Source organism: Bacillus sp. B1-WWTP-T-0.5-Post-4 (genome assembly GCF_009183795.1).
Lineage (GTDB): Bacteria > Bacillota > Bacilli > Bacillales > Bacillaceae_G > Bacillus_A > Bacillus_A cereus.
This window is the reverse complement of sequence record NZ_WEIJ01000003.1, coordinates 42,755-68,993: the sequence shown is the minus strand read 5'-3', so window position 1 is coordinate 68,993 and position 26,239 is coordinate 42,755. Positions and strand designations below refer to the sequence as shown.

Genomic DNA, 26,239 nt, shown 5'->3' with positions numbered 1-26,239 from the left:
TTATTGGAAAATACTTTGAACTTTCGGGTACAGATGCTCCTTCTATCCTATTAATAGAAGCTATTTTGAACGTAAGTAATTTGTAAGGAATAGGTAAGAAAAAAGAGATTTTCATTGTGTAGGATAAAAATATAAGGCGGTGTGAAAGGCGGAACAGATATGACTTATATATGAAAAAACAAACCAGTAATAAGAGTGTTTCAAAGAAAAGAAGTAATTTCTGGGGTTAACATACATGTGGAAGAAAAGGGATTTACCGTTTGTTAAGACAGAATAGCCTTTGTAAAAATAATAATTATGAATATAATTACGAATTTAATTCTGACTTTTTTGTCATTGTTGGAGATGATAGCTGTGTGATTAATACGAAACAGCAAGCAACTAACTTTACAATTTAAATAAAGGAGAGGATGCTTTATGAAAACATGCAGTAAAATTACATGTGCAAATCTATCACTTTTAATAGCTGGAAGTTCCCTGTTATACATAACACCAGCCTCAATTGTAAAAGCAGAACCCACGCAAAATGTATCTAGTTTGTTACAAACAAGTAATCAAAGCGATCGTACTTCCGTTAAGAAAGCAATACGGGATTCACTCCAACTTGGATACCCTGGAATACTCGCTCAAATTTCTAAGGGTGGCAAAAATTGGAGCTATGCCGCCGGGATAGCGGATCTGAGAACCAAGAAGCCGATGAAAACAGATTTTCGCTTTCGCATTGGCAGTACGACGAAGACATTCATTGCAACAGTTCTACTTCAATTGGCTGGAGAGAACCGCTTGAATCTAGATGACTCCATCGAAAAATGGTTGCCTGGCGTCATTCAAGGAAACGGATATGATGCTAACCAGATTACGATTCGGCAGATATTGAATCATACAAGTGGGATTGCTGAATACTTAAAGTCAAAAGACTATGATATTATGGACACAAAAAAATTGTATACGGCTGAAGAATTAGTAAAGATGGGAATTTCTCTTCCACCAGACTTTGCTCCAGGTAAGGGCTGGTCTTATTCAAACACAGGATACGTAATACTGGGTATCCTTATTGAAAAAGTAACTGGAAACAGCTATGCGGAAGAGGTTGAAAATCGGATTGTTGAGCCGCTCGAATTGTCGAATACATTCCTACCTGGTAATTCAACTGTTATTCCAGGTACCAATCATGCCCGTGGATATGAAAGATATGACGGAGAAAGTGAGCTAAAAGACGTTACTTATTCATACCCAGGTAGCTCGGATGGAGATATGATTTCTACTGCTGACGATTTAAACAAATTCTTCTCTTACTTACTCAGTGGCAAATTAATGAAGGAACAGCAACTAAAACAAATGCTTACTACAGTTCCTACAGGAATTGCTGAAATCGGCAGATATGGTCTTGGAATCTATGAAACTAAACTTCCAAACGGTGTCTCGATATGGGGACACGCAGGTGCCTCTCCAGGGTTTTCTACTTTTGCTGGAGGCACACTTGGAGGCAAGCATACATTGGCCATCAATTTGAATGGCCATAAAACTAGTTATAGTCCTTCTGATCCTTTTAAAAATATTTTACTTGCTGAATTTAGCAAGTAGGTAAAAAGGAAAAACAGATAAATCTTTCCATAGTTTTTATAGTTAGAAATATATATTTCTGGTTCGAAAAACTTATTCTAAAAAATTTTTGGGGATTTTGGAATTACGGGGGCAAGCCAATGTTATTAAGCTAATAAAACAAAATAGTCCCTAAAATAAAAAAATACGCTATTCTTTCTGTAGAATCATAGAAAAGGATGGCGTATTTTTAAACTTGGGGTTAAAGAAAGTTCTTAAGTTGATGGACATGTGGCGGTACCCCATCACCATCAAGTTAAAATTTTATAATGCTCCAAAACGAAAAATTTGAGTCTTTTATAGCAATGAAGTTCATTTTATCGTTTTGGGGCAACCTGATCTGGTGGTACGCCTTATAGATATTTTTACGTTTTTAATTTTTGTATTGACCTTAAAGTTACTTTAAGGTTTATGCTAAAGACAATTACATAAAAAAGCTTTTTTTATGTCTATATATAATTAATCATAAGGTGAGGAAAGTCATATGGGTATATACAATAGGAAAAATTTAGCTTTAGTTTTAGCATTATTTAATGTATTTATTGTATTTTTAGGAATTGGTCTTGTAGTTCCTGTAATGCCATCTTATATGAGGGCATTACATTTAGGCACTGACACTATGGGATATTTAATTGCTATGTTTGCATTTTTTCAACTATTAACATCTCCTATTGCCGGAATATGGGTAGATATATTTGGACGAAAAAAAATGATCATAGCAGGGTTAATTCTATTTTCCTTTTCTGAATTTTTATTTGGAGTTGGAAATCAAATATGGGTATTATTTCTTTCTAGAGCACTAGGAGGTGTTAGTGCTGCATGTATGATGCCGGCAGTCACTGCTTTTATAGCTGATACAACATCATTAGAAAACAGAGCAAAAGCATTAGGGTATTTATCAGCAGCTATTAGTACAGGATTCATTATTGGACCTGGTATTGGTGGCTTTATATCTGATTTTGGCATACGTGCACCGTTCTTTTTTGCAGCAGTAATTTCTGGTATCGCTGCGTGTTTTTCAGTATTCATTTTGAAAGAACCTGTATCTAAAGAACAACGAATTAAAATGCAAGATAACAAAATACAAGTTAGTTTTTTAAAAGAAATGAAACAATCTTTTCACCCTTTATATTTTATCCCACTATTACTGGTTTTTGTTTTAGGATGTGGTTTATCAGCTTATGAACATATGTTTAGCTTTGTTGTTGATAAAAAGTTTGGTTTTACACCTAAAGATATATCAATAATTATTTCAGTAAGCGCCATATTAGGAGTAATAGCACAAATCATGTTCTTTGAAAAATTAGTAAAAAAATTTGGTGAAAAGGGAATCATTAAATATAGCTTATTCATAGCCGCTATAATTATAGTTGTATTTACATTTGTCGGTAATTATTGGATGGTCGCGATTTTAACGTTTATCATCTTTTTGGCATTTGATTTACTTCGACCAGCAATTACAACATTACTTTCTAAAATAGCTGGAGAAAATCAAGGATTTATCGGAGGGATGAATTCTACTTATACAAGTCTCGGGAATATAATAGGGCCAGCAACGGGAGGCATTTTACTTAATGTAAATGTAAATCTACCATATATCTTTGCAGGATTAATTCTTGCTATTGGATTTGGCATAACTGTATACTGGTCCAAATATATAACAAAAAACAACAGAGATACATTTCCAATGCAATCCTAATCTTATTGACAGGTTTCTATTTAAACCCAAACCAGAAAGCTTACGTTTTTATTTAATAAATCCCTTAAGTTGATGGGCATGGGGTACCGCCAACGAGAAGCGAATTTTGCACGCTAAGCAAAACAATAAGCTGTCCACATGGACAGCTTATTTACATTATTCTCGTTATTGGAAGTTATTTTTAACTTTTCCTGATCCGAAAGAGTCAATCTTTGTTTTGTTCTTCTAATAGTTGAATAACCGTATCTAATTTTTGTTCAACTGAATCTTGCTTTTTGCGATTGTTAGTATGCCGAATTATACGTATAATTCCCCCGAACACTGCACCGATGATTACTAAAATAATAGCAACTCCCATGTAATAAATAGAGTTTTCTAAAGGCATTATTTAGAATCTCCTTTTTCCCTATTTTACCCTTTAAAAGGATTGATATATTGTTTGATTTTGGTTAATATAATACCCTGATTTTTATAAATTAATATATGTATTATCTTATAAAAAAACTCAGCAGGATTTATTCTGATGAGTTTTTTTGTTTATATAATTTATCAATAATTATTCTTTTTTCTCCGGCTGATAGGAAAGAATAACGACACCTGAACTGGTCGTTCTTGTTTCGATCAGTTTTAAAGCCTTTGTATCGTTTCCGGTTTTAAAGAGATGCTTTCCGCTTCCCACGATAACAGGATTGACCATAAAATGATATTCATCAATGAGGTCGTGTTGCATCAATGTCTGTATAAGCTCACCACTACCATAAATTAAAAGGTTCTGACCGGGCTGTTCCTTCAGTTTCGATATTTCTTCTACAATATTCCCCTTGATAAGGTTTGCATTCCATTCGGTTTCTTCCAAAGTTGTTGAAGCAACAAATTTAGGCATGCTGTTCATCTTATCAGCAAAACCTTCTTCATCAGTCATAGAAGGCCAGGCAGCTGCAAAACCTTGATAGGTTACTCGCCCTAGTAGAAGAGCTTCACTTTCAAACAGTAAATCGGATTGAAACTTTGCTACTTCTTCATTGAAATATGGAGCAGTCCAAGCTGGTTCCTCCATGACACCATCTAGTGAGAGGTACATCGATACAATTATTTGTCCCATTTTGTTCTCCTTTAGTTTTAAATTGAGATTTTTACATATTGGTAACACAATTATTAATTCTTCAGTTAGAGAAATTCTCCTTTTTTAATAATTTCGACAAAATGTATTTATGTATGTTTCGGAATAACTCAATATATATTAATAACTTCGAAATATTATATAACAGATAATTTTTATGCATCATTGATTAGCATTGCTTATTGTGCTAACGAATCAGGATAGTGTGGCGACCGACTAAATAGTTGCTTATCTTCAATTATTAGAAGGGAAGTTCTATCATTTCGCGAATTAATTAGACATAGACGAGTGCTATAATTTTCTATATATACATAAAGAGGTGACTGCGCATGAATCAAAGACCGTCAGAAGAAGAATACGCCGGGAGCTCCGGCGAATATATCCGTTTGGTGCCGGACGGTAACATCATCGACATTCTGCTCGCTCAGGAAAAGCGAATGACCGAGCTCCTGGCATCGTTGACCGAAAGCCAGGCCGCATATCGGTATGCGGAAGGAAAATGGACGCTGAAAGAAGTCGTGGGCCACATTGCAGACGCGGAACGCGTCATGACCTACCGCCTGCTCCGGTTTGCAAGAGGGGACCGGACGCCTCTGACCGGTTTCGATCAGGAATTGTTCATACCTCCTTTCGGAAGCTGGACAACCGCGCAATTGGCCGAAGACTACCGGGCCGTACGGCAATCAACGATCACATTGCTGCGCGGGCTACCGGCGGAGGCATGGCCCCGCAAGGGCACAGCCAACAACCTAAGCATTACGGCGCGCGCCCTCGCGTACGGCATCGCAGGACACGAAATTCATCACATGGGGGTCATCCGAAATCGGTATTTGAGTTAATCGCCGGCTGAGGCCATTGGAATGGAACTAACACCTCACATACAATCTTAGATACCGTTCTTATTGGGGCCCGTCCCACAACCATCAACTTAAGGATTTAAACTATTTTTGTAATTAAAAGCACGTTACTATTCTCTTATGTTAATGAGAATAGTAACGTGCTTTTTATGAATATGCACCAAAAACAAGAGTTATATCGATTTTTCTCATTTTGGGGTATTTGATTTTCTTAGATTGAGGGTGATGGGGCACTACTCTATAATGGTCAAATTAAAATTTAAAACAGTTATAGAGACTCCATTTCTCGGAAATATTGTAACTATTAAGTTGTAAAAAGAACCGTAGTTTTTCACTTTTGAAAAAGCTATGGTCTTTTTAATTGTAGCAAAAATATGATGCGAGGGAGGTTTTTATAAATCAAAAAAATTTGATTAATCAGTTGCATAAAGAACGAATCAGCGTATATACTATAAACATCAAAAAAAGTTGATGAAGGGAAGTGAACTACAGTGACACAAGATTTTCAGTTATATGAGAAAAAATTCAAAGCGTTGGCGGATCAAAAGCGTTTAGAAATTATGTATGAACTTTGCCAGCGGGGCCAGACGTGTGTATGTGATTTAACAGAAGTTTTTGAAATGACGCAATCTAAGTTGTCCTATCATTTAAAGATTTTATTAGATGCGGGTTTAATTGTAAAAGAAACAAAAGGTACGTGGAGTTATTATGATTTAAATGATGCGGAAGTGAATAATTTATTATCAGAAGAATTGTGCTGTATCTTTAGAAAAACAGGGAAAGGTAGTTGCTGTTAAAATTTTGAACTATTAATCAAAAAAAATTGATTAATGATATATAAAGAGGAGGAATAAGGATGAGATATGTTCACGTTGGTATAAACGTTACGAATTTAGAGAAGTCTATTGAATTTTATGAAAAGGTATTTGGTGTATCACCAGTTAAAGTGAAAACAGATTATGCAAAATTTTTATTAGAGACGCCAGGACTTAATTTCACGCTGAACGTACGAGATGAAGTGAAGGGAAATCAGGTAAATCATTTTGGTTTTCAAGTGGATACAGCTAAAGAAATCACATTACATAAAGAACGATTAGAAAAAGAAGGTTTCTTTGCGCGTGATGAGATGGACACGACTTGTTGCTATGCAGTACAAGATAAGTTTTGGGTAACGGATCCCGATGGTAATGAGTGGGAGTTCTTTTATACAAAAGCAGATAGTAATGTTCATAAAATAGAAGACCCATCTTGTTGTACGACTTCTACCGTAGTAGAAAAAAATTCTTGTTGTTAATAGGAGATGGAAAATAAAATGAAACGTTTATCCTTTCTAGACCGCTATTTAACACTATGGATTTTTCTAGCGATGGCTGTTGGGATTGGTTTAGGGTTTGTGTTCCCTAGTGTAGTAGACGGATTGAATACATTACAGGTTGGAACGACGTCTATTCCACTTGCTGTTGGATTAATTATAATGATGTATCCACCATTAGCGAAAGTTCGCTATGAGGAAATGGGACGAGTATTTAAAGATGTAAAAGTGTTAGTTCTATCTTTAGTACAAAACTGGATTATTGGCCCGGTACTTATGTTTGTGTTAGCAATTATTTTTCTTCCTGATAAACCAGAATACATGGTGGGTCTCATTATGATTGGATTAGCACGTTGCATTGCAATGGTCATTGTTTGGAACGATCTTGCTGATGGTGATAAAGAGTATGCGGCAGGTTTAGTGGCTTTTAATTCGGTATTTCAAATGTTATTCTTCTCGGTTTATGCATACGTGTTTGTAACGGTAATTCCAGAATGGTTAGGAATTGAAGGGGCTATTGTCGATATTACAATGATAGAAGTAGCAAAATCAGTATGTATCTATTTAGGAATTCCTTTTATAGCAGGTATGTTGACGCGCTTTGTACTCGTTAAGTTAAAAGGAAGACAGTGGTACGAAAAGGTGTTTATACCTAAAATTAGTCCACTTACATTACTTGCATTACTATTTACAATCATCATTATGTTCTCCTTAAAAGGGGAGATGATTGTTAGCATGCCACTAGATGTGGTAAGAATAGCGATGCCGTTATTAATCTATTTTATTGTAATGTTTTTTGTATCTTTCTTTATGGGAAGAAAAATTGGTGCCAACTACCCGATAACAACAACGTTAGCATTTACAGCTGGTAGTAATAACTTTGAGTTAGCAATTGCTGTAGCAGTTGGTGTGTTTGGTATTCATTCGGGCGCAGCATTCGCAGCTGTTATCGGACCGTTAGTGGAAGTGCCTGTAATGATTGCACTTGTAAACGTTGCTTTTTGGTTTAAACGTAAATATTTTAATGACCAACCAGTCTAAATTTAAAAATAAAGGCGGAAAATACCATGGAAAACAAAAAGACAATCTACTTTTTATGTACGGGAAATTCATGCAGAAGCCAAATGGCAGAAGCGTGGGGTAAACAATATTTAGGGGATAAGTGGAATGTGTATTCTGCAGGAATCGAAGCACATGGAGTAAATCCAAACGCAATTAAAGCAATGAACGAAGTAAATATCGACATAACAAATCAAACATCAGATATAATTGATGCAAACATTTTAAATAGTGCTGATTTAGTCGTTACGCTTTGTAGTCATGCGGATTCTGTTTGCCCATCTACTCCGACGCATGTGAATCGTGTTCACTGGGGATTTGATGATCCAGCAGGAAAAGAATGGTCTGAATTTCAACGTGTTCGCGATGAAATTGGTGAACGTATAAAGCGATTTTCTGAAACAGGGGAGTAAATAAAGGAAAGAGTCAATCTTCTATTGTGTTGGAGATTGGCTCTTTTTTTATTGTACATAGTCATGACTGCATTGGTTTACAAAAATCATCAGAAAAATAGAGAATATTCTGTTAGGGTGATAAAGTTAGAAATGTATTTAAACGTGTAGGTGTTCACAAAAAATAAAGTCATTTAAAAGATAATATAGTTGTTTAGAATTAGAGAAGGTATGATGAATAATCACAATATCTTTCTCGTTTTATGTATAATTAATTAAAAAGATTTTTAGATATTTAAATAAAGGGTAGTATATTAGCGCAAGGGGGAGAAGGATGGATAAATTGTTACAAGAAATCATAAATTGGTTAAGGATGAGTGATGAACAAATTGTTATTGGTATTTCGGGACATGGTGCAGCTGGAAAAACAACGTTTGCTAATAGACTCGTAAACCTATTAAATCAAAATGAAGTAAATTATATTAATACAGATCCTTACATTGTCAGTTCGGATATTCGTAAGCATGCAGTGATTCACTATATGTATCAAAATGAAAATCATCGTTATAAAATGACAGCTTGTCATCCAGCGGCGCACAATTTGGCAGCTTTAGAAAGAGATATTCAGATGGTTAGAGCGGGGCTAGATTTTTATACGATAGATACGCATTACATGAAAAGTAAGTTGATTTCTTCGAAAAATAAAGTAACGATTGTGGAAGGAATGAGCGCCGCATTTATTAATCCTGATTTATTTGATTTGAAAATTTATTTTTATACAGATGGCGAAATGGAACTAATGAGAAGATCAAGCCGGGATATAGATGAAAGGGGAGCTGATATAAATTATTTAAGGCAGTCTCATGAAGAACGCCGGATTCAATATGAAGTATTTATGCATTCGTATAGTCAGTATTTTGATATCATTATCAAAACTTCTGATGAAACAATATGTTTAGAAAAGAATACATTTGAGTTTTATAAAGTTTAAATGAAAATCCTCACTTTGTTAATTACATTATGACAGTTAATTTTTCTTACTGAGTACTTGTATTAAACAAATGTATTATTTAATCAATAATACATTCACTATGAAATAACTAAATTTTAAAAAACATTCAGTAGCCTTCTTTTATCTACATAGATAGAAGGCTACTGTAATTTTTCCGACAAAATTACATAACTTTATTATTACTACGCAGTAGAGTATGATTTTTATTTGAATAAATTACGTGTATCTTAAAAAATCCTCACTTTAAAAGGTTTTTATTCGGAAGTACAAAAACGAATTTTTACATAAAAGGGGAATAGAATGAAACACATAATAAAAGACATATTAATAAATTATTTTAAAGAAATTCATTCACTAGCAGTGGAAGAAGAGTTACATAAAGATAGTTGGAATACGGATCTGCATTATAAAATAATGGTAAATGGAAAGCGGTATTCTGCAAGGTTTATAAATAGCAAGCGAACAATCAATCCAGCTTATGGGGCGTTATCAAACGAACAACTGATAGAGCAAGTACGGTTTACGTATTATTTACGCGAGCGTGGGATTCCTTTTATGCAGATAAACAAGAATAAGGCAGGAGATTCATTTACATTTGTCACTTGGAATGATGAACAATACCGATTTGTATTGTCTACTTGGATTGAGGGAGAACATATTACACATGGTACAGAAAATATTGCAGAAGCCTTTGGAACGGAAGCAAGAAAAATCCATGATATTTCTAGTACATTTCAAAGCTCGATTTTTCAAAAGAAATCTCACTTGGATGGGTATGCCCAGTTTATTCATATGTTAGAAAGTAAGGCAAGTGCATGCAAAGAATTACGGGAGTATATAAATCTAGCTACATATCATATAGAGTGGGCATATACGAGTGAATTAGAGTTTATCCTACAAACAGATTTAAATCCTTTGAATGTTTTATGGGACTCAAGTGAACAGATAAAAGGAATTGTAGATTTTGAATCGATTGGATATGTTGATCGTATTGAAGGACTAGCCTTTTTACTAAAATGGTATTCTCGAACAGAAGGGATACATTCGCATGAAGTTAGTTCAAGTGTTGCTAGTGCATTTTTAGAAGGATATAAGGCTCATAATATTGTAACATCAAATGATTATAAAAGACTATCTTCATTACTTTGGCTATCTGGTAGTTTGAATTGGAATTTTGTGAAGAAAACGCTAAGTGTAATAAGTGATGAGAGGGAATTAGAAGAACATTTGGAAGTTTATAGAGTGAGGGGAGAAAGTCTATCTTCATTATTAATTTGTATATAACATGTATTCTCCTAATTTGGGATTCAAATAAGAAACCATATGAGGTGTTCTAAAAATGAAAATACAAATTGTTTTGTTTGATGGATTCGGAGAGCTCGTCTCTTTTGCACCTTTTGAAGTATTGAAAAGAGCAATAGAAGAAGGAGCTCCATTTACGGTTGAATTCGTTTCAAGTGAACGAAAGCAAGAAGTTACTACTTCGTTTGGAGTTACAGTTAAATTACATGATTTTTTACGAATGAATAATCGTCCAGATTTGTTAATTGTACCTGGTGGTGGCTGGAATCATAAAGCAGAGCATGGAGCACGAAAACAAGCAGGGCTTGGTACTTTGACTAAAATGATTAAAGAGATGCACCATAAAGGAACGATTGTTGCGGGAGTTTGTACAGGAGGTATGCTACTAGCCGTGTCCGGTATATTGAATGATAAAAAGGCAACAATGCATCATTTGGCGCAGAGTGAAATGAGTAAATATGGAGCAGAACTTCTTCCTTACAGAATTGTGGATCAAGGCGATATTATAACTGCAAGAGGAGTTGCTTCAGGAATTGATTTAGGACTTTGGATTACGGAAAAGTTCGCAAGTTCTAAAATTGCAGCCGCTGTTGAATATCGAATGGAATATGAGAGGCGAGGTGTTGTTTGGAAGTGATTTTTTATTCGCTTAATCATATTTTTGTAGATATTGTAAAAGAGAAAGAGCCAATTCATACGAGTAGGCTCTTTCTTTTATATGTTCATTTTCTATGTTTAATAATTTGGCTGAATATAACCTAACTTTATTCCCTTTGTGACAGCTTCCAAGGAAGATGAAACATTTAATTTATCAAATACGTGTTGAATGTGATTAGAAATTGTACGTTCGCTAGCGTATAACATAGAAGCGATTTCTTTGCGCTTATAGCCATCGCATAGTAATTGTAAAATTTGTTTTTCACTATGAGTCAATTCTTCAATTGTTTCTGTAGAGGTTGGAAAATGAAACGCCCCTTTATTAATGTCATTTAATATTTGTACCAATACTTCAGGTAAAATATTTTTATTAATAAAACCACTTACACCTAGTTTTTGAGCTTCATACTGGTAAACAGGTAAATCATACCCGGTTAATATAACAATTTTTGTATCACATTTACTATCCAATATTATTTTTGCTATTTCTAAACCATCTTCACTACTTATATTGCTTAAATTAATATCTAATAAAATAATATCTGGTTTAAACTGGTTAATAATTGTAACGACATTTTCAATATTTTGTAATGAACGGAATTCATCTATTTCAGGATAATCTTCTAAGGCTATTTCCAAGCTTTTTGCAAACAAAGCATGATCATCTATTAATAAAATGTTTATAGGAATCGTCTCCTCTCATCGGAATAAGAATAGTAATGCATAAACCAGAAGGATTACAATTTGAAATGGTCATTTTACCATTTAATAAAAATAGCTGTTCTTTAATCGAATTCAATCCTTTATGACCATTCAAAATGTCTGTTTCGGTAGTTGTTAAACCTTTACCATTATCTTTCACAATAAGTTTTATTTCCTCATTTTCTTGTGCTAAATGTAAATGTAACTTTGAACAATTTGAATGTTTGAATGCATTCGTTACTAGTTCTTTTAATATTCGATATATGACAAGGTGATAGGGTTCTACTAAAAACAAGTCGTCGTTACATGTAAAGGATATATTAACATGTTTCGTTTCATATTTTTTTTGTATCATTTTAAGTAAATTACGATAATTTTCTTTTAATGTAAGTGTTTTTAATAGAGTTGGATGATACTCTTGCATTTCAATGCGTATTGTATGACTTAAGTTATCCAGTGTCGCTACGATCATGTCATGAATTTCTTTTTTGTTAGATTTGTTCATCATATTTTTAACAGCTAATATGTCTTGTAGTATTTCGTCGTGTAAATAATTGGAAAATCTACTTTTTAATTGTTCTTCTTTTACGATTTGTACTAAGTTATGAACATACGAACTGTCTGGCAAAGTTTTTAATTCTTTTGTATTCAAATTTGAGATAGTGTTTTTTGTGTCTTGAAATAATAATGTGAAATAAAGCTGAACGAACCAAATAATTGTATGTATAAAAATGAAATAAGTAATCATATTAAATTGAAATAGTACCCCAAGTGCACTCATAAAAATAAAAATGCATACAAACATAAAAGCAATTGCACCTTTTTTTAAGGGGAAATATTGTTTCATAGACATATGATTTTTAAAAGCTATTGCATGAATACTAAATAGGGGGAACAGAATTATTATGTACCATCCTAAATTATTTACATATTCGGGACTCTTCCCAAATAATGTAACATATACGATAAAGGGAAAGATAAGAATTGCAGTAGATGTAAGTAAATGCTTTTTTTCACTTTTAAAAACAAATTTAATTCGTTTGTGATGTTGTAGGAATAGAAAAGTAATCCAACTAACACTGATAAGCCATTGAAATGAAAATAGAACGGAAAATATTTTATTATCTACTAAGTACGCAACTAATGTTAGTAAACATGTAATTCGTAAAATCCAATCTTTTTCTTTTTTATAACTATAAATAGAATCTTGGAAAAAGAATAGGAGTATAAATTGTACGATTTTATATAGAATGAATACACTTAGTAGTGTACTGAATGTACGAAAAATCCGGTCGTCATTCAGTGTAAGTAGAAACTGCCAAGAAGTAAAAAGTAGTAAACTCGAAAATTGTGATAATAGAGTATTATTTTTTAAGTTGATAAAACTAATATATGATCCATAAATGGCCATGATCGTTATAAGCAATAAAGGGAGTAATTTTGCTGTTCCTATAATATTGTCTATTGAAAATTCGTAGCATAAAAAAATAATCATACAAAGTTGGTTAATTAAAATTAAAATTTGTTTTTGTTCATAATATTTTTTCATAAACTCACTTACCTTTGTTAGGTTACATACAGATAAAGCTGATGTTTTTTATTTATCATCAGCTTTATTTATAGTTTTTTACTTTTTATTGTTAAATATAATTTTATAACAGGCTCTTTTTGTTAACAAATAATAAACGATATATACAACCGAAAAAATGATTACTGCGAAAAGAATTGGTAATATAAACGCACTACTTTTTCCTAATAGGTCATCCATTAACGCGGTTTTATAGGCAACTAATGCAAAAATGCTATGTACTAATCCTATTATGTAAGGAATGCTAAACAAGGTGAAAATTTCTTTACTTATTATTCTTTTTATCTTCTTTTTGTTATAGCCCATTCTATTTAAAATAATAAATTCATTTTTATTTTCCATCACACTTGAAAGGTTATGGAAATAGAGAATACTGCCTGTTGCAATAAAGAAGATGATAGTAACAAAACTAATGAGTAAGAATGTTGAGCTATTTTGCTGAATGATATAATCATTTTTTTGATAACTACTTGTGAAATACATATTATTTTTAAATAGTGGGGCTAAGTTTTCATAAACTGTTTTATTATCCCTCATATCTTTTCCATTAAAACTTACTATCGTTTTTTGGGGTAACTCTAAAACTTTTATTTCTTTATACAGTTGATCCGAGATAATAAGCGTTCCTACACTATTTGCAAACCCAATTGAATTAAGTAATGTAGTGTCTTTTACTTTAACATCTATATTAGTTGTAGGCGTTAAATTTAAAGTATATATTTTCTCTTTATCTAGGTCTTCTTTTTCAGGTCGATATTTTACTAGGATGCTTTCATTTTTAGCTAAATGGTTAAATTCTACATTTTTATCCTGAACATGTATTAACTCTCTATAATTGGACTCAGAGATAAGGTCAAATCCATGTTCTTTTTTTATACGATATTCTTTAGGTAAATTATCAGAATTAGATTTCCCATTAATAATGGTTGTTTCTGTATATCTTGTATTTTCTTTACCGACAGTATTTTGTACAGTTTGTAGTGCTTTATTGGCTACGTCCTTATTGTCTAAAGGGAACTCAATAGCTGAAGGGACGATCCGTTCTGTAGCGGCAACAGGATAGTAAAGAGTTAGTAGAGTAGAACTGAATATAGCTAAAGTTCCTGCGGTTAATAAGGTTAATAAAATGAAAGTTTTTGCTTTCGAACGAATTTTAAATATAAAGTTTGGAATGACAATAATATTGGATTCTTTATAAAACCATATTTTATTTTTCTTCAATTTTTGAATCGCATATGGTAAAAAAGAATGAATAAAGAAAATCGTCCCCAATATTACACTAAACATTGTTAAGAGGGCGATGGGGGAAAAGCCAATTGTTTTCCACAAAGAGTTCGTGCCTCGTGTAATATCGATGGCTAAGAAATAGCCAATTAAAATGAAAAATAATCCTAGTAGTGAAAAAACTGTATTGATTTTTATCTTTTTTTCTTCCTTTTGTTCCATGCGCACTAAAGTTAGTAAGGAACTTTTTTGAAGAATAATCCAATTTGATAAAGATAAAACAAAAAGAACAGCAAAGATAAAAACAAAGGTGAATAGTACTGCATCAAGATTAATAAATGGTACTCTAGAAGTATCGATTTGTAATTTTAGTATTTTAATTATTGCTTCCACAATTCCTTTATGAGCGATAGCACCAAAAGTGATTCCTACAAGAAGGGCAGCAAAGCAAACTATAATATTTTCAAAAGTTAATAGTTTTAGCATCGTTGATTTTCTGTATCCTAAAAGAGAATAAATACCGAGCTCGTTCATTCTTTTTTTCATAAAAAATGTATTAGAGTATGACATATAGAATAGTACAAATGCCATAACAAAGATTGCCACTGTTTTGGACATTGTTTCTACTCTACCGTCAGACGAAATCTTTTCCATGATAATGTCGTTCATGGAAAAAGAGATAAAGGAGAAAAATACCGTCAGTACAAAAGCTACTGAAATGAAATAGAATGAATAGAAGGAGAAGTTATTTTTTAAATTCTTTTTTGCAATTGTAAATAAACCCACAGTTCAATCTTCCTTTCATGCTCTTAGTTATATCGATTTTCATCAATTTTAGAGATTTCTTTTAATATTTCTTCAAAAAATTCTTTTCTATTTTGTTTATTTTTCTTTAATTCTTTTATAATGTTTCCGTCTTTGAATATTAAAATTCTACTAGTAAAACTGGCTGCGTACGCATCATGAGTTACCATTAAAATTGTAGTTTGAAGTTCCTTATTTACCTCTTTTAATTTTTGAAGTAGTTCTGTTGCAGAATTTGAATCTAATGCGCCTGTTGGCTCATCTGCAAATAAAATACTAGGCTGCTTCGCAAGGGCTCTTGCAGCTGCAACCCTTTGTTTTTGCCCGCCGGACAGTTGACTAGGATACTTACTTAATTGCTCAAATATACCAAAACGCTTTGCTAAATTTTCTATTGTGGATTCAATTTCCTTTGGAGATTTTTTTAACAGCGTAAGTGGAACAGCAATATTTTCCTTTACTGTTAAACTATTAAGTAAAAAATACTCTTGAAAAATAAAACCTAAGTAATCCTTCCTAAAATCAGCAGATTTATTATTGTTAAGCGTTTGGATATTGACCCCGTTTATAAAAATATCGCCATCTGTAGGGGTATCGATAGTGGATAAAATATTTAATAAAGTCGTTTTTCCGGATCCAGAGGCTCCCATAATCCCCACAAACTCACCCGCTTGAATATCAAATGACACGTTATTAAGTCCTGGTAATTGGTTCTTGTTATAAATTTTTGTCACATTCCTTGCAGATACTAATGCATTCATTTTATTTACTCCTTTTCATCTATTTATATATGAAGTGTATCTTTTGATATAAAAAGAAGCATGAGTAAAAAGCGCAATCTTGTGCTCATATGCTGCTACTTTGTATTACGAAATGGTGTAACTGATAATAAACGCTGAAAAATAATTTTGTTTTTCTTTTATGGAATTGCATAAGTAATAAAAAAATTATAGCTACATTATGATAGGGAGATGAATAAAGAAAGTATGGCCTTCAAAAATCTCATCAGCATATAAAATGAGGGAAGTTCAACATAATGGACATAAACGGTGCTAATACATGTAAAGTAAGATGTCACGAAAATGAATAAAGAGTGCTAATTTTCATACGCTTTGATTATGTAAAAATAGAGGGGATGGCATGAAAGACAATACTCCTTAGAAAGTTTTATTTATTGTGGTAACTAAGCGGTTCACGTGAAGAATGTAATCATAGTATGTCATTCATGATAAACGAATCATACAATTATTAAACTATATTCATTTCATGGGTGTGAAGATGTAGTCTAACCATATTAGCATCGATAAACATGAAGTTAAGTGTTTGGTGCTTTCAACTAGAGTTCACTCTCGCATTCTACAAAAATCATTTGTGAAAAAGGGATTTGGATAATTTTTTTAAATTTATCTATTCTGAAAAAACAATGTGGCATTTAAACAAATTTATATCTGATCATTAGAGGAGAATAAAAATGAATCACTTTTTTGTAGAATTTGGTGAATATAAGGCAAGTGTTTGTGAATGGGGGGATAAAAGTAATCCTCAAATCATTTGTTTTCATGGTTTAGGAAGTACAAAATTAAGTTTTATAGAAATAGCGGAGTTTTTAAAAGATAAATATCATATTGTATCGTTTGATCTACCTGGACATGGGAAAACACCAAATTTTGAGAAGGATGAAGATTATGGTGCAGTCCATTTAACAAATTGGGTAGTAGCATTACTTGAGCACATAGGAAAAGAAACATTTCATATAGTAGCACATTCATGGGGCGCAAGCGTTGCGCTTCACTATGCAGCAAAACGTCCAGAAAAAGTGAATAAAATGTTTTTATTAGATGGTGGTTATCATCATGGCAAAATGAATGCAGATTATTTTGCACAGCTGTATAAAGATGCGAAAGAAGGAGAGTGTCCACCGCGATCATTAGAAGAAGAAATTACTCATTACGAAAAAGATTTTGATGAATATATTTTTGACAGTAAAGAAGCATTCATCCAATCAGAAAAACTGGCTTACAGCAGGTGGTCACCATTAATAGAACGTGCGGTTTATGACTTAATGCGAGAAGAAGGGAGTAAAGTGAAATGGCATGCTAATGGCGATACCGCTAGAGGTGTCATTAAGTTTCAATATACGGTGTATAAAACATTGAAATCTCATAAAATTAAAAGCGATATTTTATTATTGTATTGTGATCTTCCACATAATTATTTAAAAATAAGAGAATTGCAGATTGCGGAATTTAAGAAGCATATTGATATTGCGACTAAGTTTTACAAAGATACAGGGCATTTAATGCATTGGGATAGACCAGAAGAGATTGCTGAGGATGTTTTAAGTTGGTTGATATAAAAAAGGTCTGTTATTCGAATTTGAGCAACGGATTTTCTCTTGAAAAACTTAATTCAAAAATGATAGAAGGATAAGCAAAAGCATTACAGTTCTATCACCAATTCATTTTTTGCTATAATGGATGCGTGGCAGAAAATAGATAGAAAGATACTGCTAGTAATTTATACTTAAAATGTTGGGAGATTGAACAGAGTTATGGGGACAGAAAAAGAAATTAGTTCCGCTAAATTAATATGGAAGATGACGCGCCCGCATACGTTAACGGCGACGTTTTCTCCTGTAATTTTAGGAACAGTGGCATCACTTTATGTTGCCAAAATTGATTGGCTGTTATTTATTGCGATGATGGCTGCATGTTTAGCATTGCAAATAGCAACGAACTTATTTAATGAGTACTATGATTTTAAACGTGGATTAGACACTGCTGAATCCGTTGGCATCGGTGGCGGAATTGTCCGTCATGGATTGAAGCCAAAAAATGTGTTAACAGTTGCGCTTTTATTATATGTCGTAGCAGCAATTATTGGAGTTTATATTTGTATGAATAGCAGCTGGTGGTTAGTCGTCATCGGTTTAATTGGAATGGCGGTTGGCTATTTATATACAGGCGGTCCATTACCAATTGCGTACACCCCGTTTGGAGAATTAGTTTCTGGATTGTTAATGGGAACATGTTTTGTACTCATTGCTTTCTTTATTCAAACGAATACTGTAACGATTGAAAGTGTATTGATTTCCATTCCAATTGGAATTTTAGTAGGTGCAATCAATATGTCGAATAACATCCGAGATATCGAAGAAGATATTAAAGGTGGAAGAAAGACATTAGTAATCCTCCTTGGGAGAGAGAAAGCTGTGGTCACACTAGCGGTAGCCTTTTTCATTGCGTATTTATGGATTGCCGTAATTGTATTAATGGGTTATATAAGCCCTTGGGCATTAGTTATGTTCCTAGGTTTGAGAAAGCCAATTTCTGCAATTCAAAGTTTCAAAAAAGGGGCAAAGGATCCTGGGTATATGCGCATCGCAATGAAATCAACAGCGATGACAAATACGATTTTCGGCTTCTTGTTGTCAGCAGGATTATTAATTAGTTACTTGTTTTAAATGAAAAAAATTGTTAAGTAGCTTAACCCCAATTTCTCAATTTTACTATTGAGAGATTGGGGTTTTTATTTTGACTAAGTTTAACGTTAAGAGTCGAAATGCAAATACCAATAAATTGCAACTTCATCATTTTCAATATCCAAACCTTTATAAACAAGAAAATCAAACCCACCAATTACAAATCCGCATTTTTCATAGAACTTACATGCTGCGACATTATTATTTTGCGTTTCAAGCATGATACCTGGCATATTGCCTTTTTTTGCCCACTGCTTTGCTTGATCAACTAATCTTTTACCAACTCCGATTGTACGATATTTTTTATCTACCGTTATATCTTCTATGTAAGCATAGTCGTTCCAATTCTTTTTTAATACCATTAATCCAATGATTTGGTTATGTAACAGTGCTATGTAAATGACTTGATTAGGTTTATTTATATATTCATTGTAAGGCAGTTCTTCATTATCATCTTGATTTTGTAAATAACTTTTTTCATAACTCGGAATGTCTTCTACTGTATATTCTATGCGTCTATTTACTTTGGAAAGAGAAAGAATTAACCGAGCATTCACTATAAAACTGTCATCAATCTCCGGAAGATTATCTAAATCATTTGTTTCTAATTCTCTAATTACAAGGTTCATTGGGGCACCTCCACATAATAATATTTCTTCTAGTTCTTCATTTGGTTCAAATGAATTCCAATTACAAAATTATAATAGAATTTCAATTGTACGGCTATCTTTGTATTTTATCTTTATACCGACATGCTGTTATCTTGATATAAAAATATTGTTTAGAAAGAGTAGTATCTTTTATTTTAGATGTATATCCAGTTTTCAAATTTAACTGTAATAGAGAAAAAATATTTTTTAAAGAGTGGATGCAATAGGCTATTCTTTAACTAATTTCGACATTATCTGCATTTTATCTTCACCTTCCTCTATTAATCTATTTATTGTAAATATCAGCTGGAGTTAATGCTTAGCTGCATAAATAATGAAGATGAAAATGAGTAGGGAAAGGATCGAAACATAATGAAAGAATCACAAAATAAGAAAAAAACAAGTGGAGTAAATAAGGTAATACTATCTTTAGGAGTTGTTTTAGCAACGACCTTTTTCACGTTCTTTTTAATAGGGAAATGGAACTCTATCCCAGCGAAAGGGGTAGCTAATGAAAGTATTAGGCTAGCTAATACGCAACAACAAGGAAAGAAAGAGGACACATCGCTGGCAAAACAGAAAAGAGCTGATGGAAAACCAGTAGGAAAGGTTGTTTATTTAACATTTGATGACGGTCCTAGCGAATTTACTGGAAAATTTTTAGATGTACTAAAAGAGCAACATGTTGCCTCGACATTTTTTATGCAAGGTAGCAATTTACAGAATACCGCTTTTCAGGAAAATGTAAAACGAGCAGTAAAAGAAGGACATTATATTGGTGCTCATAGTATGACACATAATAGTGATAAGCTATACAAAAAAGAACAATTTGTAACGGAGATGAAAGAAACGTTAGCTCTTATTCATAATATTACAGGTACAACTCCTAAACTAGTCCGTCCCCCATATGGATCTGCACCAGGATTAAAGGGGCAGGACATTCGTAACAAAATTGTAGAAGCAGGAATAAAAGTTTGGGATTGGACGATAGATTCAAATGATTGGAAATTAAAAGGTAACCCACAGCAAATTATAGAAAATGTAAAGCGTACAACAACAGAAGATGTGGAAGTAGTTCTAATGCATGAAAAACTACAGACATTACAAGCGCTTCCGGAAATTATTAAATTTTATAAGGAAAAAGGATATGAATTCGGGGTATACAATGAAGCGGATCATTTTCAACTAAACTTCCAGAAAGATCAACGTCTATAGTATAAACATAATTATTTTAAAAAGGTGTTTTCCATTACTAAATCAATAACTAAGCCAAAAGTCGATTTCTTATTTTATAAAGAAATCGGCTCTTTCGTTTATGTATTACGTTACAAGAGTTTTCTTATTTTCTCCGGAATGTCCTTTTTTGAAATCTATGCAACAGAGTCTTTATAGTAAGAGTATTTTGTCGGGGAATAATCAAAAAAACGTATATTACAATATAAAAAATTCATCTTAATACTAAAGGATACATGACAACGATTCCTATAAATTCTTCTCAATAATTGAAAATAAAATCAATCCAGATTATTATATTGTTATTGTAATTATAAATGTAATTACATTTTATTGAAGGAGGATACAAAGATGAAAAACTCAAAAGGCTCTATTGAATCAGAGATAAGCAAAGCAATTACTCACTGGGAAAAGGACTACCTAGGACGCGGGTCTATATCCGTTAAGACAGATATATTACGGGATATGATTATCGTAAATTTACAAGGTATTTTAACGCCAGCTGAATATACGGTTTGCGAAACAAAAGACGGTATGCTAACGATAAAGAAAAATCGTTCGGAGCTAGTTGAATCTGGAATTGAAGATTTGAAAGAGATTATACTAGAATTAACTGGAGAAAAAGTGAAAAGTTTTCATACGGATATAAGCTCCCGTACTGGTGAACGAGTAATGATTTTTAAATTGTTTCATAATCTTGAGGAAAAATTTTAAAAATTAAAACCATCGTAGGGTTAGTGGGAGATAATTAAGAAACCTAAAAGTTTTGCGCTTTATTTAAATTTATTAACATGATAATAATTAATAACTTGAAATTATTTACGTATACTGAATTTTAATTGGAATAACGCTCAAAAAAACTGATAAATAAATTGACAAACTGCTTAATATAGTTTATCTTATAATTGTTTTAAAAAATTAATAGATGCTTATTTTAACTGTTTGCTATAATTAAGGCTTTAGCATTTTTTTAATATGTAATATTGACTAAATGAAAAAGTTTCTTAATTGAAAGATAGCGCATAACATAAATTGATATATTGATTGCATAATCTAGGAGATCAGAGATATACTGTTATTTTTAATAGGAGTAATACATACATTACTATCCTCTATAAAATGGGAGCTCTTCAAAAAACTTTATTGAAGTTAGTTGAAGTGAAACCGACAATCTCCATAATTCAATGATGATATAAAATCATTGAATTATGGAAGTTGTCGGTTTTTTTTTATGGGAAAAAACGATGTACTAAAAGAGTGAATGAAAATTGAAATTAAAAAAACTATCGTAATGAAAAGGAATTTTTATAGGCTATTTTCGCTTAGAAGGGAGTATTTAACATGTTAATTTCGCTGAGTTCATCAACACTGTTAACTTTATTTTTTATGGCGCTTAGTGCTTCTTGGCTAAGTGGATTATTATTTTTAAATGCAAGGATACCTTTACGTTTTGTTCATATCCATATTGGTATCGCTGCTTTACCTTCATTGGTTTCTTTACTCGCACTTGTTAATAACAATGGAGATAGAGTTGTGGGGCCTTGGCATCTAGATACTTTAGCTTGGTTAATGGCTTTCTTTGTTCTTACAATTGGTTTAATCATTCAGCGTTTCTCTGTACGTTATTTAATGGGAGATCGCTCATATCGAAAATACTTTGCACTTTTTACATTTACTACAGGTGTATCTTCGGTTGCATGGTTAAGTGATGATCTTCGCTTAATGCTCATTTGTTGGGGAGCAACGCTTATAGGATTGGTTCTACTTATAGGGCTAAATAAAGGGTGGAAAGTAGTTAGTGAAGCAACTAAAATCTCTGGCTACCTATTTACAATAAGTTGGATTGCCTTACTATCAGCTATCATTTGGCTTTTTCAAGTAACAGGACAGTGGCAGTTAACATCAGTTTTAACGAATGAAAATGTAGCTCAATTTGGAACATTGGAGAAAACAGGAATTAACTTATTAATTATAGTAGCTGTGATGATTCCAGCAGCACAATGGCCTTTTCAAAGATGGTTAATTGAGTCTGCTGTTGCTCCAACTCCTGTTTCTGCTATTATGCATGCGGGTTTAGTAAATGCTGGCGGTATCATGTTAACTAGATTTTCACCTCTTTTTCATGATGATATTGCACAAATAATTTTACTAATTTTCCCTAGTATTTCTATCTTAATAGGTACAGGAATTAGTTTAGTCCAAGTTGATTATAAACGTCAGCTAGTAGGTTCAACTATTGCACAAATGGGATTTATGCTTATTCAATGTGCATTAGGCGCCTATTTAGCAGCTATTATTCATTTAATTTTACATGGTTTGTTTAAAGCTACACTATTTTTACAAGCTGGTTCTTCCGTGCAACGTTTTGGGGTAGTGAATCAGTCTAATGAAAAGATGTCCAATTTATGGATTATAGTTGGGCGTGTTTTAGGATTATTTATAGCAATTACTTTCTGGTTTATGACTTCTGGAGAGGGGTATCAACTAGTTAGTGCGTTAATCTTAGGCTGGTCACTATACTTTTCATGGAAACAGCTTGTTGTTTTTGGAGAGGGAAGAATGGGACGAATTGCTGGCGTAATTGTTTTGATTGGATTTTCTCTCATTTACTTTACCGTTCATAATTCTCTTTATAAATGGTTGCATACTGATATTTATCAAAGTGTTCAACCTTCAGCTCCAGCCGTTATCTTTGTTATATGTATTTTACTATTTAGTAGTGTTATTAGTACTTTCGTTACTCGTCATCAATCTTCTACTTTATTCGCTGTACTTTATCTTTGGTTAGTTCGAATAGGTGAGGCGAGACGAAAGTCAGTAGAAAGTCACCCAAGCTATCTGAAACATTATGTATCAAAGGGAGGTAATTCGTGATGAGCATATCGTCAATATTAAAGAAAGATACAAACATTGATATGCAAGAAAATAATATAAATGATTTAGTTGCATCTGCTAGCCGAGTTATTGCGCCACTTTGGCCTATCTCTACGTTTGCAGCTCACCACCCTTGGATGGGACTTGAAAAGCAATCATTTGAACAAGTCGCAAATTGGTTAAAAGAAGCTCGTAATGTGGATATTTATCCTAGTGCCTCCATGATTCATTCGGCAAAAGCGAAAGGTGAGATTGAGGAATCATTTTTACAAATGAGTTTGTCTCGTTGGCTGGATTCACAATCTTTTCATATTCCGCGAGAGAAAGCAGAGCGATTTTGCCAAGCGGCTTTAAAGTTAGAAAAATTACCTTCTAGTCTATTATCATCGCCAGAAGTAAATAAATTGGCAGACGAAATGAGTTATATAAATACAGGGAGTATGAAAGCCTCTGTTATGCAACCAATAAGTTCGCTTATAGAGAATCAAAATGGTGAAAACCTATCTGATATTCTTAATTATCATATCATTAAATGGTGTAAATTATATCTTGATGACTCCCAGTCAAGTTGGACGATGCCAAATCGAGAGAAAGGTTTTTATCGTGCATGGCAACACCTTATTAAATTTGATCCAGCGCTCAGCAAAAATGAGCGTAAAGTTTTAAAAGATTGGCCACAAGATGCCCGATTAGCTTTAACGAGAGCATTATCTGAACTAGGAATTTCTAAATCTAACATCCAAGCTTATCTTGAAGGGCACTTACTTTCTTTGCCTGGGTGGGCAGGAATGATACTATGGCGCTCAAAACAATCAATTCAGGAACAGGAACTCTTAATGGAATATTTAGCAGTTCGAATTTCTATGGAGTTGACTATTGTAAAACCTTATTTATCTGTAGTAAATCAAAAGGTTGAGAAAAAAGTTTTGATCGTCCCACTTATAGCTTCTTGGATTTATTGGGGGAATATTTCAACACGGGAATGGTTACAAATGCCTGCTGCTGAACAAAGTGAATTATTAGTATTCGCTTATCGTTTTGATGAAAATATTCGCAAGAAACTTTGGCTGGAAGCTTGGGAACAAACGCATGCAGAGCAATTAAGGGAGAAGATTGCTTCTACACAACGTGCAACCAATGATAAAAAGCGTGTATTAGCTCAATTAGCATTCTGTATTGATGTACGTTCAGAACCATTTCGTCGCCACCTAGAAAAATTAGGTCCGTTCGAAACGTTTGGAATAGCTGGTTTCTTTGGGTTACCAATTGCGACTAGTGAACTAGGTAGTAATGACTGCCATCCTTCTTTGCCAGTTATATTAAAACCGAAACATCAAATAAAAGAGCTCACGGATGAAAATGAATATAAATCTTATCAGCAACGTAAGAAGATAGACAGCTCAGTAAGTTATACGTTTAAGACGATGAAACAAAATGTACTTACAAGTATGTTACTACCTGAGGTAAGTGGCCCTTTACTTGGTCTACAAATGGTGACAAGGAGTTTTGTGCCAAGAAGAGTAGGTAGTTTCCTTCGTAACCTTCGTAAAACGATGTTACAAAAACCTGATACAACATTCTCACTTAATCATGTTCATGATACAAAATGTGAGATACCTATCGGTTTTACTAAAGAAGAAAAAGTGAACTATGTGCGTCAAGCTTTAAAAATGGTGGGATTAACAGAAAAATTCGCGCCTTTAGTTGTAATGTGCGGACATAGTAGTCAAAGTATGAACAATCCTTATGCGGCAGCACTTGAGTGTGGTGCTTGTGGCGGAGCAGCAGGAGGATTCAATGCAAGAGTTTTTGCGACTTTATGTAATCTTCCAGAAGTGAGAGAGGCGTTGTTTGCTGAAGGTATTAAAATTCCTGAGGATACCATTTTTGCAGCAGCTGAACATAAAACAACAGTGGACGAATTGGAATGGATTTACGTCCCAGAACTTTCGAAAACTGCGCAAGAAGCGTTTGATTGTATTGAGACGATTATGCCAAATGTCAGCCAAGATGCAAATAGAGAGCGTTTAACACAATTACCTAATTTTAAAACGAAAATAAAAAATCCGAGTAAAGAGGCACATCGATTTGCAGAAGATTGGAGTGAAATACGTCCGGAATGGGGATTAGCCCGTAATGCATCTTTTATTATCGGACAGCGTGAATTAACTCAGGATTGTGACCTAGAAGGAAGGGCTTTCCTTCATAATTATGATTGGAAACAGGATGAAAGTGGAGATATATTAGCTAGTATCATTGCAGGACCAGGAACAGTAGCCCAGTGGATTAATTTACAATATTACGCTTCAACTGTAGCTCCTCATTATTATGGTAGTGGAAACAAAACAACCCAAACCGTAACGGCAGGTCTCGGTGTTATGCAAGGGAATGCAAGTGACTTGTTGCCAGGCTTACCTTGGCAATCCGTTATGCAGTCAGATAGTGAGACGTATCATTCACCACTTCGTTTACTAATTGTAATTCAAGCACCTATTGAATATATAGAGCGTTTGCTAAATAATGATTTCACATTTCGAGAAAAAGTTCAAAATGGATGGGTGAGACTGGCAAGTGTTGATCCAGAAGGACAATGGAAAAATTGGTAACAATCATGTCATAAATAATCAACTATCGTTACTAGTTTAAAAGTTCCATAAATACAATCATGAAG

The 26,239-nt window shown here is 33.3% G+C and carries 23 protein-coding genes; 16 read left to right on the top strand and 7 right to left on the bottom strand.

The window, feature by feature from the left end; genetic code table 11:
* Positions 1 to 417 precede the first annotated feature (417 nt).
* Together GBN91_RS11105 and GBN91_RS11100 are read left to right on the top strand one after the other, a co-directional pair.
* Positions 418 to 1,584, top strand: coding sequence for a serine hydrolase domain-containing protein (locus GBN91_RS11105; RefSeq protein ID WP_152121498.1), 1,167 nt, complete (start codon positions 418 to 420; stop codon positions 1,582 to 1,584).
* 502 nt (positions 1,585 to 2,086) lie between these two features.
* Positions 2,087 to 3,301 (top strand): MFS transporter, encoded by a 1,215-nt coding sequence (locus GBN91_RS11100; protein ID WP_152121497.1) that lies wholly within the window; start codon positions 2,087 to 2,089, stop codon positions 3,299 to 3,301.
* 205 nt (positions 3,302 to 3,506) lie between these two features.
* On the opposite strand, the gene GBN91_RS11095 is transcribed toward GBN91_RS11100, so the two are convergent.
* Together GBN91_RS11095 and GBN91_RS11090 are read right to left on the bottom strand one after the other, a co-directional pair.
* Entirely contained in the window at positions 3,507 to 3,686 is a 180-nt protein-coding gene (locus GBN91_RS11095) for a DUF4083 family protein (protein WP_001127750.1), read from the bottom strand.
* A gap of 171 nt (positions 3,687 to 3,857) precedes the next feature.
* Positions 3,858 to 4,403, bottom strand: a complete 546-nt coding sequence (locus GBN91_RS11090) for a dihydrofolate reductase family protein (protein WP_000529754.1) — start codon at positions 4,401 to 4,403, stop codon at positions 3,858 to 3,860.
* A gap of 347 nt (positions 4,404 to 4,750) precedes the next feature.
* Between GBN91_RS11090 and GBN91_RS11085 the strand changes: the two genes are divergently transcribed.
* The 8 genes from GBN91_RS11085 to GBN91_RS11050 all read left to right on the top strand — a co-directional run bounded on the left by GBN91_RS11085 (position 4,751) and on the right by GBN91_RS11050 (position 10,992).
* Positions 4,751 to 5,260 (top strand): DinB family protein, encoded by a 510-nt coding sequence (locus GBN91_RS11085; RefSeq protein ID WP_001076321.1) that lies wholly within the window; start codon positions 4,751 to 4,753, stop codon positions 5,258 to 5,260.
* 509 nt (positions 5,261 to 5,769) lie between these two features.
* The gene (gene arsR, locus GBN91_RS11080) at positions 5,770 to 6,075 is read left to right on the top strand and encodes an arsenical resistance operon transcriptional regulator ArsR (RefSeq protein ID WP_002024507.1); all 306 of its coding nucleotides are present in this window, start codon (positions 5,770 to 5,772) and stop codon (positions 6,073 to 6,075) included.
* 59 nt (positions 6,076 to 6,134) lie between these two features.
* On the top strand, positions 6,135 to 6,572 hold the full coding sequence (locus tag GBN91_RS11075; protein WP_152121496.1) for an ArsI/CadI family heavy metal resistance metalloenzyme: 438 nt from the start codon (positions 6,135 to 6,137) through the stop codon (positions 6,570 to 6,572).
* A gap of 18 nt (positions 6,573 to 6,590) precedes the next feature.
* Positions 6,591 to 7,631: an ACR3 family arsenite efflux transporter gene (gene arsB, locus GBN91_RS11070; RefSeq protein ID WP_152121495.1), complete on the top strand. Its 1,041-nt coding sequence runs from the start codon at positions 6,591 to 6,593 to the stop codon at positions 7,629 to 7,631.
* 26 nt (positions 7,632 to 7,657) lie between these two features.
* Positions 7,658 to 8,062: an arsenate reductase (thioredoxin) gene (arsC, locus tag GBN91_RS11065; RefSeq protein WP_049108408.1), complete on the top strand. Its 405-nt coding sequence runs from the start codon at positions 7,658 to 7,660 to the stop codon at positions 8,060 to 8,062.
* Between the two features lie 313 nt (positions 8,063 to 8,375).
* Complete coding sequence (locus GBN91_RS11060; RefSeq protein WP_071679839.1) at positions 8,376 to 9,032, top strand: uridine kinase family protein; 657 nt, start codon at positions 8,376 to 8,378, stop codon at positions 9,030 to 9,032.
* Positions 9,033 to 9,353: 321 nt separating this feature from the next.
* A complete protein-coding gene (locus GBN91_RS11055) occupies positions 9,354 to 10,337 on the top strand; it encodes a phosphotransferase enzyme family protein (protein ID WP_152121494.1) in 984 nt (327 codons plus the stop codon).
* 55 nt (positions 10,338 to 10,392) lie between these two features.
* Positions 10,393 to 10,992: a DJ-1/PfpI family protein gene (locus tag GBN91_RS11050; protein WP_152121493.1), complete on the top strand. Its 600-nt coding sequence runs from the start codon at positions 10,393 to 10,395 to the stop codon at positions 10,990 to 10,992.
* Positions 10,993 to 11,090: 98 nt separating this feature from the next.
* Here the strand turns inward: GBN91_RS11050 and GBN91_RS11045 are convergent, their stop codons facing one another.
* From GBN91_RS11045 to GBN91_RS11030, 4 genes are all read right to left on the bottom strand, one after another.
* Positions 11,091 to 11,696: a response regulator transcription factor gene (locus tag GBN91_RS11045; RefSeq protein ID WP_152121492.1), complete on the bottom strand. Its 606-nt coding sequence runs from the start codon at positions 11,694 to 11,696 to the stop codon at positions 11,091 to 11,093.
* A complete protein-coding gene (locus tag GBN91_RS11040) occupies positions 11,674 to 13,263 on the bottom strand; it encodes an ATP-binding protein (RefSeq protein WP_152121491.1) in 1,590 nt (529 codons plus the stop codon). Before GBN91_RS11040 ends, GBN91_RS11045 begins: the two co-directional genes overlap by 23 nt.
* Positions 13,264 to 13,341: 78 nt before the next feature.
* Positions 13,342 to 15,312, bottom strand: coding sequence for an FtsX-like permease family protein (locus GBN91_RS11035; protein ID WP_152121490.1), 1,971 nt, complete (start codon positions 15,310 to 15,312; stop codon positions 13,342 to 13,344).
* Positions 15,313 to 15,335: 23 nt separating this feature from the next.
* On the bottom strand, positions 15,336 to 16,091 hold the full coding sequence (locus GBN91_RS11030) for an ABC transporter ATP-binding protein (RefSeq protein WP_152121489.1): 756 nt from the start codon (positions 16,089 to 16,091) through the stop codon (positions 15,336 to 15,338).
* Positions 16,092 to 16,801: 710 nt separating this feature from the next.
* Between GBN91_RS11030 and GBN91_RS11025 the strand changes: the two genes are divergently transcribed.
* Entirely contained in the window at positions 16,802 to 17,686 is an 885-nt protein-coding gene (locus GBN91_RS11025; RefSeq protein WP_152121488.1) for an alpha/beta fold hydrolase, read from the top strand.
* A gap of 195 nt (positions 17,687 to 17,881) precedes the next feature.
* Positions 17,882 to 18,793 carry a 1,4-dihydroxy-2-naphthoate polyprenyltransferase gene (gene menA / locus GBN91_RS11020; protein ID WP_152121487.1) on the top strand — a complete coding sequence of 304 codons (912 nt, stop codon included), beginning with the start codon at positions 17,882 to 17,884 and terminating at the stop codon, positions 18,791 to 18,793.
* Positions 18,794 to 18,879: 86 nt separating this feature from the next.
* Here menA and satA read toward each other — a convergent pair whose 3' ends face one another.
* Positions 18,880 to 19,440, bottom strand: a complete 561-nt coding sequence (gene satA / locus GBN91_RS11015; protein ID WP_152121486.1) for a streptothricin N-acetyltransferase SatA — start codon at positions 19,438 to 19,440, stop codon at positions 18,880 to 18,882.
* Between the two features lie 393 nt (positions 19,441 to 19,833).
* Here satA and GBN91_RS11005 point away from each other — a divergent pair, with 393 nt between their 5' ends.
* The 4 genes from GBN91_RS11005 to GBN91_RS10990 all read left to right on the top strand — a co-directional run bounded on the left by GBN91_RS11005 (position 19,834) and on the right by GBN91_RS10990 (position 26,174).
* A complete protein-coding gene (locus tag GBN91_RS11005) occupies positions 19,834 to 20,676 on the top strand; it encodes a polysaccharide deacetylase family protein (RefSeq protein WP_152121484.1) in 843 nt (280 codons plus the stop codon).
* A 369-nt stretch (positions 20,677 to 21,045) separates the two neighbouring features.
* Positions 21,046 to 21,408 carry a Na-translocating system protein MpsC family protein gene (locus GBN91_RS11000; RefSeq protein WP_000798162.1) on the top strand — a complete coding sequence of 121 codons (363 nt, stop codon included), beginning with the start codon at positions 21,046 to 21,048 and terminating at the stop codon, positions 21,406 to 21,408.
* Positions 21,409 to 22,035: 627 nt separating this feature from the next.
* Positions 22,036 to 23,568, top strand: a complete 1,533-nt coding sequence (locus GBN91_RS10995) for an NADH dehydrogenase subunit 5 (protein WP_152121483.1) — start codon at positions 22,036 to 22,038, stop codon at positions 23,566 to 23,568.
* Entirely contained in the window at positions 23,568 to 26,174 is a 2,607-nt protein-coding gene (locus GBN91_RS10990) for a DUF2309 domain-containing protein (RefSeq protein WP_152121482.1), read from the top strand. The genes GBN91_RS10995 and GBN91_RS10990 overlap by 1 nt, the downstream gene beginning before the upstream one ends.
* Positions 26,175 to 26,239: the final 65 nt, after the last annotated feature.